The 17,560-nt window shown below is 47.6% G+C and carries 12 protein-coding genes; all 12 read right to left on the bottom strand.

Annotation, left to right across the window (positions count from 1 at the left end; all coding sequences use genetic code 11):
• Window positions 1-73: 73 nt before the first annotated feature.
• Window positions 74-1,237, bottom strand: coding sequence for a glycosyltransferase family 1 protein (locus IT781_RS07890; protein ID WP_194969601.1), 1,164 nt, complete (start codon window positions 1,235-1,237; stop codon window positions 74-76).
• The gene (locus IT781_RS07885) at window positions 1,237-2,085 is read right to left on the bottom strand and encodes a GDP-mannose 4,6-dehydratase (RefSeq protein WP_194969600.1); all 849 of its coding nucleotides are present in this window, start codon (window positions 2,083-2,085) and stop codon (window positions 1,237-1,239) included. The genes IT781_RS07890 and IT781_RS07885 overlap by 1 nt, the downstream gene beginning before the upstream one ends.
• A complete protein-coding gene (gene gmd / locus IT781_RS07880) occupies window positions 2,082-3,173 on the bottom strand; it encodes a GDP-mannose 4,6-dehydratase (RefSeq protein ID WP_194969599.1) in 1,092 nt (363 codons plus the stop codon). The genes IT781_RS07885 and gmd overlap by 4 nt, the downstream gene beginning before the upstream one ends.
• 14 nt (window positions 3,174-3,187) lie before the next feature.
• Complete coding sequence (locus IT781_RS07875) at window positions 3,188-5,320, bottom strand: glycosyltransferase family 39 protein (RefSeq protein WP_194969598.1); 2,133 nt, start codon at window positions 5,318-5,320, stop codon at window positions 3,188-3,190.
• 21 nt (window positions 5,321-5,341) lie between these two features.
• Window positions 5,342-5,737: a hypothetical protein gene (locus IT781_RS07870; RefSeq protein ID WP_228779002.1), complete on the bottom strand. Its 396-nt coding sequence runs from the start codon at window positions 5,735-5,737 to the stop codon at window positions 5,342-5,344.
• A 19-nt stretch (window positions 5,738-5,756) separates the two neighbouring features.
• Entirely contained in the window at window positions 5,757-6,743 is a 987-nt protein-coding gene (locus tag IT781_RS07865; protein WP_194969597.1) for a glycosyltransferase, read from the bottom strand.
• Between the two features lie 192 nt (window positions 6,744-6,935).
• Complete coding sequence (locus tag IT781_RS07860; RefSeq protein WP_194969596.1) at window positions 6,936-10,664, bottom strand: glycosyltransferase; 3,729 nt, start codon at window positions 10,662-10,664, stop codon at window positions 6,936-6,938.
• On the bottom strand, window positions 10,664-12,253 hold the full coding sequence (locus tag IT781_RS07855) for an FkbM family methyltransferase (RefSeq protein WP_194969595.1): 1,590 nt from the start codon (window positions 12,251-12,253) through the stop codon (window positions 10,664-10,666). Before IT781_RS07855 ends, IT781_RS07860 begins: the two co-directional genes overlap by 1 nt.
• Window positions 12,250-13,500 carry an ABC transporter ATP-binding protein gene (locus IT781_RS07850; protein ID WP_194969594.1) on the bottom strand — a complete coding sequence of 417 codons (1,251 nt, stop codon included), beginning with the start codon at window positions 13,498-13,500 and terminating at the stop codon, window positions 12,250-12,252. The genes IT781_RS07855 and IT781_RS07850 overlap by 4 nt, the downstream gene beginning before the upstream one ends.
• Window positions 13,497-14,291, bottom strand: coding sequence for an ABC transporter permease (locus tag IT781_RS07845; RefSeq protein ID WP_194969593.1), 795 nt, complete (start codon window positions 14,289-14,291; stop codon window positions 13,497-13,499). Before IT781_RS07845 ends, IT781_RS07850 begins: the two co-directional genes overlap by 4 nt.
• Complete coding sequence (locus IT781_RS07840) at window positions 14,291-15,658, bottom strand: phosphomannomutase CpsG (RefSeq protein WP_228779001.1); 1,368 nt, start codon at window positions 15,656-15,658, stop codon at window positions 14,291-14,293. The genes IT781_RS07845 and IT781_RS07840 overlap by 1 nt, the downstream gene beginning before the upstream one ends.
• Window positions 15,655-17,091 (bottom strand): mannose-1-phosphate guanylyltransferase/mannose-6-phosphate isomerase, encoded by a 1,437-nt coding sequence (locus IT781_RS07835; protein ID WP_194969592.1) that lies wholly within the window; start codon window positions 17,089-17,091, stop codon window positions 15,655-15,657. Before IT781_RS07835 ends, IT781_RS07840 begins: the two co-directional genes overlap by 4 nt.
• Between the last annotated feature and the right edge of the window lie 469 nt (window positions 17,092-17,560).

Below are 17,560 nucleotides of genomic sequence, written 5' to 3'. Positions count from 1 at the left end.
ATCCCTGTGCCAGATCAGCAACTGCTTTTTTCATTACGGTATTTCAGCAACTGTTCCTACGTTATTTTAGAAGCTAAGATCTGGCACTGATTGCTTCACGGTAAACTGCAACCGTTTCTTCGGCGCAACGCTGCCAACTGAATCCATCGGCCCGGGCCAGTCCTTTTTCAATCGAACTGTTACGCCAGATGTCGTCTTCCAGCCCTGCCGCGATCAGTCCCGACAGACTATCCACATCCATTGCTTCGCACATGCCGGCCGCATCGCCCGCGACCTCGGGCAAGGAAGAAGCATTTGAGCAGACCACCGGCACTCCGGAAGCCATCGCCTCCAGTATCGGCAAGCCAAAACCCTCATACAGCGAAGGAAATGCAAACAGACGGGCGCCGGCATAAAGCAAGGGCAAATCCTCGGCAGGCACATAGCCTAAGTAACGTACCCAGCCCTCACGGCTAGCCGCCTTGATGCGTTCATGCAGTTTTTCGCTTTGCCAGCCTTGATAGCCCGTCATAACCAACGGCCATCGCTGCCGCAAGTTCAGAGGCAGTAACCCATAAGCATCGAGCAGGACATCCAGATTCTTACGGGGCTCTATGGTCCCTGCAAAAAGCGTATATCCACCCATGGTTAAACCATAGCGAGCACCTGTTGCAGACCATTCGGTCTGACTGCGAGGATAAAACTCCGGACTGCTGGCCAACGATACGCTGCGAATTTTATCGAGCGGCCAGGAGAAATGCTGCGCGACTTCCTGCCGGGTAAATTCCGAGTCCGTAATTAACATGTCGGCCCTCCGCAATGAAATCGCAATCTGTTTTTGCATGAACCGTACACGCTCCGGCGGATGGCAGTGAGACCAACTATACACCGACAGATCATGAAAAGTGCTGACATTGACGCCGGCAAACCTGGGCAGATAGTAATTAGGCCCATGAAAGACAAAATCCTCAAGCCCAAGCAAAGCGCGCTGCCTTCTCCAGTTCCTGAAACCACTGGCCAGATCCACTACTGTGTGGCTTTTCAGCAGATGTTTTTTTAACTGCCTGACCAGCGACGTTCTGCCATCGTCAACACACGCTGCCGCCGCTGGCAGAGACGGCACAAAACCGGATCCGGACAGCAGCCTCAGATCACCGACATCGTCCAGCTTAGCAAGGTGGCGCACTAATTCAAAAGTATAACGCCCAATGCCTGTCAGAGGGAATCGTACCGGGTCAATCGATACAATAACCTTCATCAACTTTCGACCAACATCCAGCGCAGCGTATCAACCAAGGCCGGCGATGAAATATCGCCTACAACACTGACCAGCTTTGCCGGGCTGCCGCATAAGCGGTGAATCTCATTGCTGCGTACAAAGGCCGGGTTTACGTTGATCTGCAATTGATGACCCGTGATCTGGCCCAACAGCTCAATCACGGATTTGAGCGTTACCGGCTTGCCGGAGCAGATGTTATAGACCTCGCCGGGAGTAGCCTTCTGCAGCAATCGCAAATAGGCTTCGCAGACAAAGCGCACATCGTTAAACTCGCGCTCCACATCAAGATTGCCTAGCTCAACCGCCTCTGCCTTCTGCGCAAAATGCGCGACCAGCTTGGGAATGACAAACGACTTGGCCTGCAACGGGCCTGTATAGTTAAAAGGCCGCGCGAAAAACAACGGCAGCCTGTCGAGATAAGTTCTGGCCATATACTCCATGGCCAGCTTGCTCATGGCGTAATGATTGACCGGCGCCGGCGCTTGCTCTTCCGTAATGGGTGACCGCTCGCAGTTACCGTACACATTGGCGCTGCTGGCGATCAAGACACTGCGTAGCGGCTGCGCAAGGGCGGCCAGAGCCTCCAGCAGATTCAGCGTGCCAATCACGTTGACATCGTAAAACGCACTGGCATCGGCGTGCCCGACGAAGCTGATCGCAGCCAGATGAACGACGGCTTCCGGCGCTGCTTCAACTACCTGCTGCCGTACTGCTTCGCGATCTTTGAGATCGGCTTGCAGAGTAATAACCTCGTGCCCACAGGCACGGGCAGCCTTGACAAAGTGCTGCCCGGTAAAACCCTGTCCGCCCGTGACCAGCAGCCTCAAAATGAGAACCCCTGTGTATTGCGGCGCAGATCAGCCTCCACCATCATTTGACACAACTGCTCCAGCGTGGTTTTAGGCGTCCAGTCCAGCTTGGCTTTGGCCTTGGCCGGATTGCCGATCAGCAAGTCCACTTCGGCAGGGCGATAGAATCTAGGGTTAACGCGCACCACCGTTTGTCCTACTTGTAACGCCTTCTCGCCTTGAGCGGAGTCAGAGTTGATAGCTACAATCACAGCATATTCCTCATCGCCCTGGCCTTTAAACTCAAGTTCTACGCTAATCGCCTTAAACGCCATGCGTACAAAATCACGCACGGTTTCCGTGCGATTGGTCGCCAGCACGAATGTATCGGGCTCATTGGCCTGCAATATACGCCACATGCCTTCCACATATTCCTTTGCGAAGCCCCAATCGCGCTTGGCATCCATATTGCCGAGTTCCAGAACATCCAGCTTACCCAGGCTGATCTTGGCTACTGAATCGGTAATCTTGCGCGTGACGAATTCGCGGCCGCGCAAAGGGCTTTCATGGTTGAACAAAATGCCGCTGGAACCAAAAATGTCATAACTTTCGCGGTAATTGACCGTCATCCAGTGCGCATAGAGCTTGGCCACACCATAAGGGCTGCGCGGGTAAAACGGGGTATCTTCCACCTGCGGAATGGCCTGAACCTTACCGAACATCTCGGATGTGGACGCTTGATAAAACCGGATCTTCGGATTAACCAGACGAATGGCTTCCAACAAGTTCAATGCACCAATGCCGGTAATCTGGGCCGTGGCGCTAGGCTGTTCAAAACTCACACCGACAAAGCTTTGCGCTGCCAGGTTGTAAATTTCATCCGGCTGCACCTTCTGCACCAGCGCGATGCTGGAACCCAAATCCGTCAGATCATATTCCACCAGATGCAAATTGGGATGGTTCTGGATACCCAGTTCTTCTATGCGCCAGAAGTTGACGGAACTGGTGCGGCGGTAAGTGCCGTAGACGGTATAGCCTTTTTCCAACAGTAACTCCGTCAGATAAGCACCATCTTGACCGGTGATTCCTGTAATAACCGCTTTCTTTAATTTTTTATTACTAGACATCTTTACATCCAACTTTATAAAGGAACAATTCTTAATTCAGTAAAAGCAATACCTAATTTTCGCTCATCGGCACTCAAACCCAAATCTTTAGGCGAAGCCGGAGATGGAATATCAAATTTAATAGTTTTATCTTTTTGAGAGTTAACAAACTCAATCACCCTTCTTTCATGTGAGGCATTCAACTTAAAGTTTTTTGTAATTCCACCTACATGGACCATAAATTCTTTTCCAACATTAGGTCCGAATGCGCGCGCCACTAGTTGAATCGCAAATTTTTCTGGCAAAGGCATTGCAAACTCAAGAGCTACAGTCTCACCTGCTGACCATCGCCCCCATCCCTCTGCAGAGCACAATCCACGACTTTTTGTAATAACGCCTGGCCATGAAGACTTTTTGAAATCAACAATAACTATCCGATCCAGAGTAAAACCATTCATTGGAAATTGGAGGGGCATTTCTTTTCGCGATAAATGATCTCCAATAGCCAAAACCCACTCTTTGCCAACCGGAATTTTCGATAACTCATAGCTTGTTCCTTCAGGAATTACCTCAAATGAGGCCTGCGTACTATCAAGGTAAAACAGTGAGCGGAACAATCCAGATAGATCTGAACCAACAATCAATAGCTTCGAAATTTCCTCATTAGATAAATGCTGTTTAGCGAATATTCCCGCCTTGTCATAAACATCAGGGATAAGTCTCTGTCTAAGTTCCTGATTGACATATGTTGTTGAAAAAAACACCGAAAGCGGCATAAATAAATAGATGAAAAATTTAGCACCGGCTCGAGCATCGTAAATCCATACAGCAAGGGCGACAAAAGATATTCCGCTCAAAACATGAAAGACAGTCGAATTAGAAGTAAAACCACGTAATTCTGGGCTGTCAACAAGGCTCGGTGTATAGGGCATCAAATGGGTATAAACAGCATATAAAATCGTAGCGCCGATTGGAAAAGCAGCAATCGCCCTCCATTTGAGCGTGCCATTAATTGGCTCTAAAGACAACTGGGAAGTAGCAATTATGAGTAACAAGGGTAGCATGAAATTATAGTAGCGCATATGAAGACGGGCGGCCGTCTCGTATGGTCCAGTATTTGCAACCGAAGCTGTAAAAAGGCAAGTAACTAAAATAAGGCTAGCCAGAATCGCAAGGGTATAAAACGTAATTTTTTGATCTGTTTTTACTTCTGCTTTAGAGCTTATCATATTAAATGAGGAATTAATCGCGAAAGCGATCGGCATAGCAAACATTAAGGAAATTGCCAATACATGCCCTTTGAGAATTTCAGCTGATACATTGAATAGTTCTAGGTAGCGCTGAAAATTTGATGTAGTAGAGCTCGCTACTGAACTATACATAGGGCCAAAAATAGTAATTCCGGACTTACCGGCAAGAAAATAACCAAATAATAATTTCGTAAAAAAAACAAAGGCAATAAAAAAGAAGGCATTCCTGAATGCCTGCAGAATCCAGTCACCTCCATTTTTTCTGCTGACATATAAGATATATATCACGACTGCAGGCAAGAAAAACAGAGAGTGGGGCTTAACCAGTGCAGAAAGGCCTAATAGTATTCCCCCCAAGCTCCATGCCATTGAATCAGACGAATTATCTAACTGCAAGACAAACCATGTGAAGAGCCAAAAGGAAAAGAAATATAACGCTTCTGGCATGTAATACGCCGTATAACTATTAATTGGCCCCAATAGGGACAGAAATGCAATAACTGACGCAATACCTCTAGTGCATGCCCGTCTGGCCGTTAGATAAATAAAAGGCGCGGCCGCAACAAAAAATAGGACATTTAATATTCTCGCACAACTGAGAAAACCATCTCCGCACGTATTGGTAATACTGTATATTGCTAAATATACATAGCCCGGAATTGTTGAATCCGAGAGCGGTAAAAGTCTAGAGAATTTGCTATAGATATATTCATCGGCAAATACAGTAGGATAAATATTCCAGTTCCTAAATAAAAGAGCAGCAAATACTATGCTTAAGCAAACAGCAAAAGTTAGGAAATTTTTTCTAATTTCACTGCTAAGGTTTGATTTTATTTTAAGCACACATCCTCTCAATGTTTTTTGCATTGAAACAACGCAAGAAATACTCCCAAAGCTCATCTCTTCCGATTCCATCATTACCGCTTACCTTCTTTCCACTCAAAAAAACCATAGTCTGGCAAATTTTTTAATGAGAAGAGGAAGCCCTGGATATACAGAAACCCAGACACCAAGTGCTATCAAAATGGCTCCAACAAAGGTATTCCAGCTTATATTCTCATTCAGCAAAAAATGGGCAAGTATCGGTACAATGAAGAAAGCTAAAGCAACAAAAGGATATGCCACTCGTAGTGGGGTAACTTTGAGTACAAGAAGCCACATAATTGTGGCAAAAAAATACACTACTAGCGCAACAATAAGCTTGATATTTAGAAGACTAGCAGCTAATCCAGCAATGGAAAATTCAAAACTGCTTGAAGCCATTTTGAACAATATCTGACCAGCAGACAGTGCCAGCACTGTCAAGAGGATGAACACAAGCTGTAATAAAGACATTGAAGAACCTGTTTAATTGTCAAAGATATTGTTGATTTTTATTGCGATGTAAAGGGCGTCGAGGAGTGGTAGAAATGTCATATGCTAAAAAAGCCAAAATAAATTGAAGGCCTATTATTACAGGCAGTGCCGCAAGCATAACCGTGCCGACCGGAGTTGCTACTCCCGCTTGCGAAGAGGTTATCCAATGATAACTTCCAAACACAACCCCAAAGACCAGCATAATTATTCCTAAAGGCAATTCAATCGACGCTATCGACATATCCCTGAGGTAATAATTATAAAAAATTCGCTTCGCGAAATTTCGAATATGCTTGAACAAAAACTCCCCAATAATTTTTGATATTTTTAGATTGCTAACTTCATCGCCATACTTCGCATTCATCGGTATATCCACAACCACTGCACGTAGCGTGTTAAGCCGAAAGAGCATGTCGGTCTCAAAAAAATAGCGGTGGCTAATCTTGCTGAACGGAAGATGTCGGGCAACATCCCTATGAATCGCCGTATAGCCATTGGTTGGATCAAATAAATCCCAATAGCCAGACGAAAGCTTGGTCATAAAGGACAATACTGCATTGCCAAATAAGCGCATTTTCGGCATCACATGAATTTCTTCCAGATCGAAGAAGCGATTTCCTTTGGTATAGTCGGCCTCGCCGCCTGCAATCGGCGCCACAAAATCTGAGATCAGATCTGGATTCATTTGACCATCACCATCTACCTTAACAATAATATCCATTCCTTCAGCAATCGCGGCTTTGTAGCCTATTATTACCGCACCACCTACCCCTTGATTTTCTGAATTTCGAATGACCTTAACTCGCTCGTCTGTACAAGTTTCCTTAACCTGCGCCCCAGATCCCTCAGGACAACAATCATCGACAACATAAATACGGCTCACCTCCGGGCCAATTTTATTTATTACCCCCAAAATGTGACTGCCAACTTTATAAGCTGGTATTACAACCGCAATTTTCAAAGATGGTGTAGCGATATTACTCATATTTCCTAATCTCCTTGATTTTTGTGCAGTAATGTTTCCTGGCATTCGCAGCGAGTTAATAATCAATCACTTTTATCCGTAAAAACGAGCTCACTGTGTGATGCAAGTTTGAGTATCGCGTGCAATATTTCGATATCCGTTTCGTCCCGTTGTTGATAATTAGGATGTATAAATAATATTTTTGAGTCTTGTTTAATTCTTGACCTGTAAAGTAGGCAAAATCTTGGCCATAAGCTGCTGTACACTATCTTTCCAAGTCAACCACTTCATCCCTTCTGCACTTGACGATTTGCCTTGGGCATTCAAACTCAGCCATGAAACAAGTGCCTTTTTAATAGAATCAGCCTTCTGGCCTTTGAAGTAGAATGCATGATCGCCAGCTACCTCACGAAATACAGGGATATCCCGTGCAATAATAGGCAATTTATGTTGCGCAGCTTCAATGAGGGGCAGCCCAAATCCTTCTCCTTCACTAGCAGCAATCAAGCAAGTCGAGGCTGCGTAGATTTTTTCAAGATATTCGTCACTGATACCTTCCAGCCAAAACAGATGCTTACCTAACTCAGCATGATGGCGCAGTTTATCTACTAAAGCTTCTACCATCCAGCCTTGTTTACCAACGATGACCAAGTTAATATCCATACCCTCAACCCACAATTTTTCAAAAGCGGAGACTACTTGAGCATGACCTTTACGCGGCTCAATAGTACCTACCATCAGAAAATTAGACTTGTTATACAATGAGTTCAACACTGTATCGGCATTATTAGGCAGACCGCCTGAGGGAACAGAACTTTTTACATCAGCGCCTAGGTGAAACCAAGAAATATTAAATGGACGGTATCTTTTTTGCCCATGCGCTTCAAGCCAGTCGGACAGCTCGTTTGCCACCGATTTTGAAATGCAAATTGCACCATCGCTTTCTGCCACTACTTCCAGCCAACGTTGATACCCCTCTAGAGCCCCTTCACCGAAAAACTGTGGCGATAAAATACATAAAAGATCATACACCACAAACTGCACTAACACTCCATCTCGGCGCAATTGTTGGTAGAATGCCCTTTGTGCGGGAATAACTTGTGGCTGAAGATCGAGACCTAAGAAAATATCCCCATTCTGATATTCGATCAAGCCATCGGATAAAACGCTATCAGGGCACTCCAAAAATCTTAATGTGAATTGACGCGCGTAACGGTAACCGTGCTCTAAAGTAGCATAAACGGGCTCCACACGATAACCTTCTGGTGGATTCTGTAACAGTTCTCTTAAAACACTACGTACTACGCGCTGAATGCCACTTCTGGCATCACGCTGAATTAGTTCAGACACATCTACAAAAAGTTGTTTTTGTGATGGCGTAGGTGATAAGTTTTTTGCTATGCAATCAGCCAACTTTATAAACTCTACATCATTCTTTGGTTTTTCATCTAAACCAGTGATAGCTTGAATTAGAGCATGTTTATCGGTAGCAGAACGATAATAAAAGGATTCAATGGCTCTAGCATACTTGGCTGCACAGGTACGCGGGTCGTGCCGAGTGCGGATATGCTCTTGTGCTCTTGCGCCTAAGCTATTACGTTCGACCGTATTTTTCCACAAACTTTCTAACGCGTGAACAAACTCAGCATCTTCAAATTCATCTGGCAACTTGAACACAACATCATCGGGAAGATCAGCCATAGAACCATTAGCATTAACGATGGTTGGCAGGCCGTAATTCATACAGTCCAGTACCGTGGCTGAGGTTTCGCCACGTGAGAGAGTACGCAATTGCACTCCCACATCGGCTGCCTCGAGGTAATGACGGAAAGTAGTGGTATCTGTCCAACCGGTGATGCGAATACGGTTATCTAGACCACTTTGGCGAATTGTGGCAATTAGTTCCATACCATATTCACCACCATGATTTTCACCCACAAACACCAGCACGCAATTGGAGTTTTTCGCCAAAGTCGATGCCAACCATGCCTTGAGCAAGCGATGGTTTAGCTTAGTAGGTCCGAGCAAGCCAAAGCTACAGATCACAAAATCATCATTGCCCAAGTTCAGCAAGCGGCGAGCTTCGGCTCTATCAATATCAAAAGCGGGAACGCGCAACAACGGAACAACGGCCCAATCGTCAGCCGCGCCTTCACCGTACCAATTTTTTGCAAGTAGTAGAGAATTTTCAGAATGTACCATCATACCCAGCGCTTTTTGAATCACATCCAAGTTGCACGGATAGCGCCAAGGTACTTCCGCAGTATTTGAGGAATCAAAATGCTGTTGCAAAGCTGGATAACCATGGTTTTGATAAAGAGCCTTAATCCAAGAGCCAGACTCACGACCACTGAAATGCATGTGGCCTACTACACCAGATAGGAAGAAATCATGCAGAACAACGACACCTGGCACCGTCTCCAACAAGTTAAACATATGCAGGTGGAAATAGTTGTTGCCAAAATGATAGAGCGTCCGACCGTAAAGGTCTGCATGATCCTTGAACCATTCCACACTGCGCAATGTACAGTTGGCTTTTATCCACGGATCAGATACGAGATCCTGTGCCACGATCACGTCGATATCATAGTAACGTGATAACTCGGGTAAAAGCTCGGCACTGTAGTCACTAATCCCGCTGCGCACTGGCGGCAATGGCGAGACATATGCCAGCTTGGGTCGGCGAGCGAATGTAACATCAGTCAATGCTTGACTGATGTTTCTAGCATGTAGTGCCTCAAATGCAGCAATTGCCCGTTGGGCGCTGATATCCCAGGAAAATCGCTTGGCCTGCTCCAGGCCGTGCTGCTCCAGCTCTGCCCGGAAGTCGTCATCAGTCAATACTTTCGTGAGTTTGTCAGCAATCGCCGTATCGCTCATTGGGTCAAACAGTGCATCATCCCGGCCAATCACTTCCGGAAGGCTGGAAGTATTGGCACCGATCACTGCCCGTCCACAGGACATAGCTTCCAACGCAGGCAAGCCAAATCCTTCATGCCATGAAGGAAATACGAAGGCTCTGCAGAGGTTATAGAGTGTCAGCAAATCTTCTTCGGATACAAATCCAGTCAGCACCAGCTCATCATTCTTCAGTCCCTGCTCTTTAGCTATCTTTTCCAGTTCAGCTCGACTATTGGGCATCAGATTGGCGCAAACAATCGCTAGTTGGTGGCTAGCACGCAATGGCTTAGATAATTTAGCGTAAGCTCGAATCAACTCCTTAACATTCTTGCGATGATCAATACCTCCGGTATACATAACAAACGATCGATGTAATCCGTAACGCTGGCGAACTTCCTGCTCTCGCTTATAGTCGACTTGTTGCGATTGAAATTGCGAGTCGGCAGCCGCTGAAATATTGATGCATGCTTCAGCCGGAAAGCCAAGGTAATGGAGGCTCTCTTTCCGAGATGATTCTGAAATGGCAAGCAGCAAGTTGGCGCGACGCAGATGGCCAAGCTTATTCTCGTACCAAGCCTCAACTACCGGATTTTCCAGATAAGGCTGGCGCTGAATCAGTGGAATCAAGTCATACAGGATAACTGCCGTTGGTATCGAACTACTCAACGTACCGATGCTGGTCACTGTATCATCGGCCGGACCTTCGAACAGACTGCTGATCAGGACAAGATCCGGTTTGAGACTGGTTAAAAAAGCCTCACGTACCAGCTCGCCAGTGCGGCGGCGCCAATCATTTCCGCTACCCAAACTGCGCACTGGGCCTGGCACTTGCCAGACGCGAATATTCTTTTGCGGCAGTAATCCATCAAATGCGGCCCGTATCTGTTCAATACTTTCAGGAAACAACCCATTAAGTGCGAGAAATATTTCATGACTACCACGATTACGGACTATAGCCTGAACCAGAGAGAGAGTATAACGTCCAATACCACGCCGTTGATTGTTTCCTTGAGCACCTTGCATATCAATTGCGATGCGCATCAGTTTTTCCTCGCGTCAATAGATCTTTTGAGGAGTTCAGCATAAATGCGAGCCGCGCTAGGCGAGAGGTTATTTATTAATTCTTCTTCCATGTCTAGTGAATATACAACCTCAATATTAATTTGTTCGTCAGAAGCAGTCTCATCATTTATCAAACCTGCTCTTATGGCGAATAATCGCAGATGTTGTTTGATCAAGGGATATTTGGCAAGTGTATCTAGCACATGGTTTTTCATATCAGAATTATTGAGGATCCTGCGCATGGCCCATACCATCAGTGGTTTACCCAAACGCTTAGGTAAACGGATGAACCATTTCATCGTACGTACAGGCAAAGTCAGTGACCACTTGGCGATTTGCATTATTTTGCGCAATGGCCAAGTGATGCGCCAGAATGTGCTGGCATAAATGCTTTTCTGTTCCTGGCTAAGCCGATCAGCTATAACCCACCAGTGATGAGATAATTGGTTAAGCTCACTGATTTTGGAATTAGCCGCATCTAATTCATTTTGTAGCCATTGGGCACGAGCTTGTAGTTGAGTATTGTGTTCATTGGCGGCATTAAGTTCAGCAGCAAGATTTGCAGCTTTTGCCTGCTCAGTTTGTTGAAGCCATTCAGCATGCGCATTGTGTTCCCTAATAGTATTGAGCTCTGCTGCTAATTGCCCCGTGTTCCTGCTAAGATCTTCAATTCGTTGTTTGGCAGCATTCCATTCGTTTTGAAGCCATTGGGCATGAGTTTGCAATTGAATATTATATTCGTTGGCTGCATCACACTGGTTTTGTTGCCATTGGATATGGGCTTGCAGCTTAGTATTGTATTCGTTAGCTGCATCGGCTTGTGCAGTTAATTCTTTTTCCCTTGTCTGATGTGATACCGTCAAACCATGACACAGTATTGAATTTCCAGTAAGTTCAATATCATCGAATATATTGGGTGGGCAAGAAAACGCTTCGATGAGCTCGACATGTTCTTTAGCTACATAAAAACGGTTGAGCCCGTCAAAGTAAACAAACTGATAGTCGGCTGCTGTTAGAATAGGCTCCCAACTTGCATAGTCAGTCTCTGGTGAATTGGGAATGGTTGCTTCAACAACCATTATCCAAGGTCGCAAAGTTTTGCTGTCCCAGCCTTTGAGTACTTTTTCTTCAAGCCCTTCAACATCGATTTTCAACCAATGAACATCCTTACCTACCACCGACTTCGTTGCTACTTTCAACGTCATTACCGGCACTTGGATCTGTTGTAACTCGTACCCCCGCTCAACCTGATGGCGTTGTGCATATACATCCACGGCGGTGCTTAGGCCCGTATCGGGTATGACATTAAGCTCAAGCACACCTTCGGCATCTGCCAGTGCCACTTGCAACACCGTTTCGTCAGGCCTGTCTTTTCGCAAAAGCTCGGCATAGGTGGGAACAGGTTCAATGTGAATACCGCGCCAACCATGCTCATAAAAGGCTTTGCTGACAGAATCAATCACGGGATGCTGTGCTCCCACATCAATATAAACACCATTTTGCACGTGTTTGAGCGCACGCCAAAGCATCACGTCTTCAAAATTTTGGGCATATGAGACAAAACTCATTGAGCATATTCCTCTTGCTGGCGAGAGATGGAAAACTGAGCATCAAGCCAGTTACTACCGATGAAATACTCTTGATTGACATTGATTACATCAAACACAAGAAGGTTATCCACCCATTCATAGTTGTCGGTTAGATGTGTATCAGAGCTGACCAATGCCGGAGATACAGAGTAAGAACCCGGCCCTAAGGTGCAAGTAAAAGGCAATCTGAAGACAATTGTCTCGCCAGATTTGACATCCTGTTGTATTTGGCGCGTGTGCCATGTATTGGTGCCCCATATTACATGGCCTTGTTTATCGCGAATCATATAACCGAGCACCAGATTGGGTATATCCATACGAATGGATGCTTCTAACCGCAGTTCCACGGCTTGCCCGACTTGGGCAGCGGCTAACTCGTCACCCGAAACGGCATCCAGCAACTGAAGCTTTTTAACACGTGCCTCGCCCGTACCGCTTTTGGTCAGCAGCCAGCCATTTTTTTCACGGCGCTGCTCGACATTCAGATTGGCGTTTTCTTTTTCGGCGATAAGCGCGTTGTAATAATCAACAACTTCGTCAGGCTGACCGTCTTTGAGCACACGCCCTTTATCCAGCAGAATGGCACGATCGCACAAGCTGCGGATATCCCCCATGCTGTGGGTGACGAGCATGATGGAAACGCCCTCTTCCTTGAATTGACGCATGCGGTCAAAACTTTTATGTTGAAAATAGCTATCGCCCACTGACAGCGCCTCATCCACAATAAGCAGATCAGGTTTAAAAGCCGTCGCCACACTGAACGCCACGCGCATTTGCATGCCACTGGAATAAGTGCGCACAGGCTGGTCAAAATATTCGCCTACTTCGGCAAATGCCTTGATTTCAGGCATTGCACGTTCGATTTCTGCCTGGCTGTATCCCATAAGCCCGGCGGAGTGATAGGCGTTCTGCCGCCCCGTCAGGTCGGGGCTGAAGCCCATGCCCAATTCCAGGATTGCTGCCACGCGCCCACGCAGCTGGACTTGGCCTTGCGTGGGGCTGGTGGTGCCGGTAATGAGTTTCAGCAGGGTACTTTTGCCGGCGCCATTCTGACCGACGACGCCTACGGCTTCGCCGGGATCGATGGAAAAACTCACATCTTTGAGAACCCAGTGCTCTTCGCGTGGCGCGATGAATGGAAAAAACCACGAAGCCATCCGCCGCCATTCGCTGCCCCACTGGCGGTAGGACTTCCCCAGATTTTGTACGTGCAGTTCACCGCTCATAGTTGGTCCACCATTTCAGGGCTCGCTTTACGAAACAAAAGCAGGGCAAAAGCGAGCAGCCCCGCAGCAATAAGAGCAATTACGCCTAAACCGGCCCAATCGGGCGCATGGTTATATAAAAGTATGTTCTGATAGCCCGTGATGATGGGGATCAGCGGATTAAACTCAAGCCAGTTCCGGTATTCTTCCGGGATAATATTTGCCATGTAAACAATAGGGGTGAACCAGAACAGAAATTGCATAATGACGGGCACGATCTGTCCGATATCGCGCATAAAGACGTTGAGCACGCCCAAGGCCAGCCCCAGCCCGAGCGCCAGTGCGATATTGACTACCATGAGCACAGGCAGCCAGAAAACCTCTACGCCGGGTATGTGCCCCAGCGCACCGAAAATCGCTAAAATGGCGACAAAGAGTAAAGTATTGTTGACCAAAGCACTGCCGGTAACGATAAGCGGCAAGGCAATCTTCGGAAATACCAACTTTTTGAGGAGATTGCCGTTATCGATAAACAGCGTCAGACAGCGGTTAACGATTTCAGCAAACAAAGACCAGCCCAAAGTGCCCGACATCAGATAGATGGCATAGGCATATTGGTTATCGATGCCGGGCAGCTTGGCCGACAACACGGCCGACAACACAAAGGCAAAAATAAGCACCTGCGAAAGCGGGTGCAGAATCATCCAAAGGCCGCCCAATTTACTGCGTATGAATTTAGTCTGTAATTCGGTTTTAATGGATGAAAAAATAAAAAAGCGATAACGCCAAGCGGCAGACAGCATTCCGAACATCAAGCGTTTTTCCGGATAAGTGATTCAACTTCAGCAAGCCGTTCCTGTACGGCTGATGGATTGGATCGGGTTTCAATATTCAAGCGCAGCAGCGGTTCAGTGTTTGAACTGCGCAAATTAAGTCGCCAATCGGCAAATTCCAGACTGAGCCCGTCAGTCGTGTCTACCAGCGCACGCGCATCAGCATAGTGATCGCGTACTGCCTGCAACGCCGCATTGGCATTGGCAACTGTGTAATTGATTTCGCCACTGCACGGATAGGCCTGAATCCGTTCACCCACCAGTTGCGATAAAGGTTTGCCGCTATGACAGATCAATTCGGCTACCAGCAGCCAGGGTATCATACCGCTGTCGCAGTAGGCAAAATCACGGAAATAGTGATGAGCGCTCATTTCACCGCCATAAATGGCATTTTCAGCGCGCATGCGTTCTTTAATAAAGGCATGCCCCGTTTTGGACTGGACGGGAATGCCATCTGCGCACGTCACAACGTCAATCGTATTCCAGGTCAGGCGCGGGTCATGGATGATTTTTTCGCCGGGGTGCTTAGCCAGAAAAGCGGCCGCCAACATTCCGACGATGTAATAGCCTTCAATAAATTCGCCGTTTTCATCGAACAAGAAGCAGCGGTCGAAATCACCGTCCCAGGCAATGCCCATATCGGCTTGATGGGCTTTGACAGCCTGCGCCGTCGCGGCGCGGTTTTCCGGCAGCAAGGGATTGGGAATGCCGTTCGGAAAAGTGCCGTCGGGCTGATGATTGACTTTGATGAACGTGACCGGCACGCCTTGCTGCTTGAATACCGCCTCTATCGCGTCAATAACATGGCCGGCCGCGCCATTGCCGGCATTGACGACCAATTTAAGCGGTTTCAATGCGGCGGTATCGATATAGGTCAGCAAATGCTCTACATAGGGAGCGAGAATGGATTGTCGGGTCAGCATGCCTCGTGTAGCTGCCGGTTCGAACTGATTAGCTTCGGCCAGCGCCTGAATAGCCTTCAGCCCCGTATCGCCGCTGATAGGCTGAGCATCGCGGCGCACCAGCTTCATGCCGTTATAATCCATGGGGTTATGGCTGGCGGTCACTTCGATGCCGCCGTCAACATCCAGATGGAACGCGGCAAAGTACACTTCTTCGGTGCCGGTCATGCCGATATCGATCACATCGGCGCCGCCATCCATCAAGCCATTGGCCAAAGCCTGCTTGAGAGGCTCGCTGGTGAGGCGGATGTCGCCTCCGACAGCAACCCGCTTGGCGCCTAGATGTTGCGCATAGGCGCGGCCAATGCGGTAGGCAATTTCTTCATTGAGCTCTTCGCCCAAACGCCCGCGAATGTCGTAGGCTTTAAAACAAGGTAACTTCATGATGCAACCCGACCATATTTATCATCGAAACGGACGATATCGTCCTCGCCCAGATATTCACCGCTCTGCACTTCAATCATGATCAGATTGACTACTCCCGGATTTTCCAGGCGGTGTTTGTGGCCGGCTGGAACACATATAGACTCGTTAGTATTGACCAATAGCTCTTGATCACTATTGACCACTTTCGCCATGCCGCTGACCACAATCCAGTGTTCGCTGCGGTGGTGATGCAATTGCAAGCTGAGACTGGCGCCCGGCTTGACTTCGATGCGCTTGATCTTGAAGCGCGGCCCTTCTTCCAGAACGGTGTAAGTTCCCCAGGGACGATATACGGTCCTGTGAAGTCTATGGGCTTCGTGGCCCTGGGTTTTAAGGCTGGCATAAAGATGTTTGACATCCTGGGCACGATCGCGGTCCGCAACCAACAGCGCGTCCGGCGTATCGATAACGATCAGGTTGTTGACGCCCACGGCGCCGATAATGCGCCCGTTGCTTTTGATATAGCAGTTGCTCACATCATGCAGCAGCGCTTCGCCTTCAATGCGGTTGCCTCGCGCATCGGGCTCGGACAGATCGCCCAATGCGCTCCAGGAACCGATGTCGCTCCAGCCGATGCTGCAGGGCACGACCGCGACATTGCCGGATTTTTCCATCACGGCATAATCGATGGAATCGTCGGGCACCGGATCAAAGGCTTCCGGATTGAGCTCGACCTGCGTAAAGCCTTTGCCTTCGGCCCTGCGGGATTGCTCCATGCAGGCGCGGACAGCGGACAATATCGCCGGGCAATGTTGTTCCATTTCACGTATCAGCGTACCGGCGGCAAAGCAGAACATACCGGAATTCCAGAAATAGCGACCTGATTCGACATATTCCCTGGCTTTATCGAGGCTGGGTTTCTCTACAAAACGCAGGACGGCATTGCCTTCGGCTTCAATATAACCGTAGCCGGTTTCAGGTGCTTCGGGCCGAATGCCGAAAGTGACAAGCTTGCTCTGCTGCGCAAGCTGCTTGGCCTGCGCCACGGCCTCGGCAAAAGCCGGCTGATCAACAATCAGATGGTCGGCGGCCAACACCAGCAAAAGAGCGTCTTGCCCATGGGTTTTCGCTACTTGCAGCGCAGCTGCGGCGATAGCCGGAGCCGTATTGCGGCCAAAGGGCTCCAGGATGAAGCTATTGCCAAGATGTTTATAAGTGCTGCCGGCCACTTGGCGATACTCGTCCTCGGTTTTGAAGAAAAGATCGCGATTGGTAACCGTAAGCACTTCGGCCACTCCCGGCAACGCTGCTCCGCGCAGCCAAGCCTTCTGTAGAAGACTTTGCCCATCGGCCAGACGAATGAAGGGTTTGGGATGCGACTCACGGGAAACAGGCCAAAGACGTGATCCTGCACCGCCACATAGTATCGTTGGTATTATTTTTAAACCCATTTTTTTCTAAATTTTTAGATGGCTCTGCAATGTCTGCACCCCACACGGCACATAAAACATGGCGCTTAACTAATTGATTTTCCATCAATACTACAAGTCGAGCATTTCCAACCAAAGTAATGAATTTAACTGTGAAATTCGACTGAGAAATATTGAAACCCAAAAGCAGCGGCAGATAGGACCTTGCATTATACCTTTAGAAGAAGAAAGCGAGCAATAACCCTGAGGCTGTGAAACAGGATTGCCTCAATTAAAAAACGGAGCGGATTATTTGTTAGAAAAACTTTACAATTACAAAGAGGCATACGCAATAAATTTGTTCTATGGATTCTGTGTTTGCAATATCTGCAATATCTGCAATATCTGCAATCTTTATAATTTTGCCAAATGATATACAGGATCAATAAGCTAATAAATGTCACACTGAACAGCTCAGGCATCGGTGCATTCATCATAAACAAACACCCAA

The organism is Methylobacter sp. BlB1, from assembly GCF_015476545.1.
Classification (GTDB): domain Bacteria; phylum Pseudomonadota; class Gammaproteobacteria; order Methylococcales; family Methylomonadaceae; genus Methylobacter.
The sequence above is the reverse complement of the archived record's forward strand: the minus strand, read 5'-3'. Positions and strand labels throughout refer to the sequence as shown.

What these genes read in the sequence shown, in the direction of transcription:
- IT781_RS07855 (WP_194969595.1), bottom strand. Translation starts at nt 12,253, where the DNA reads ATGAGTTTTGTCTCATATGCCCAAAATTTTGAAGACGTGATGCTTTGG.
- IT781_RS07890 (WP_194969601.1), bottom strand. Translation starts at nt 1,237, where the DNA reads ATGAAGGTTATTGTATCGATTGACCCGGTACGATTCCCTCTGACAGGC.
- IT781_RS07865 (WP_194969597.1), bottom strand. Translation starts at nt 6,743, where the DNA reads ATGAGTAATATCGCTACACCATCTTTGAAAATTGCGGTTGTAATACCA.
- gmd (WP_194969599.1), bottom strand. Translation starts at nt 3,173, where the DNA reads ATGTCTAGTAATAAAAAATTAAAGAAAGCGGTTATTACAGGAATCACC.
- IT781_RS07860 (WP_194969596.1), bottom strand. Translation starts at nt 10,664, where the DNA reads ATGCGCATCGCAATTGATATGCAAGGTGCTCAAGGAAACAATCAACGG.
- IT781_RS07875 (WP_194969598.1), bottom strand. Translation starts at nt 5,320, where the DNA reads ATGATGGAATCGGAAGAGATGAGCTTTGGGAGTATTTCTTGCGTTGTT.
- IT781_RS07845 (WP_194969593.1), bottom strand. Translation starts at nt 14,291, where the DNA reads ATGTTCGGAATGCTGTCTGCCGCTTGGCGTTATCGCTTTTTTATTTTT.
- IT781_RS07850 (WP_194969594.1), bottom strand. Translation starts at nt 13,500, where the DNA reads ATGAGCGGTGAACTGCACGTACAAAATCTGGGGAAGTCCTACCGCCAG.
- IT781_RS07870 (WP_228779002.1), bottom strand. Translation starts at nt 5,737, where the DNA reads ATGTCTTTATTACAGCTTGTGTTCATCCTCTTGACAGTGCTGGCACTG.
- IT781_RS07835 (WP_194969592.1), bottom strand. Translation starts at nt 17,091, where the DNA reads ATGGGTTTAAAAATAATACCAACGATACTATGTGGCGGTGCAGGATCA.
- IT781_RS07840 (WP_228779001.1), bottom strand. Translation starts at nt 15,658, where the DNA reads ATGAAGTTACCTTGTTTTAAAGCCTACGACATTCGCGGGCGTTTGGGC.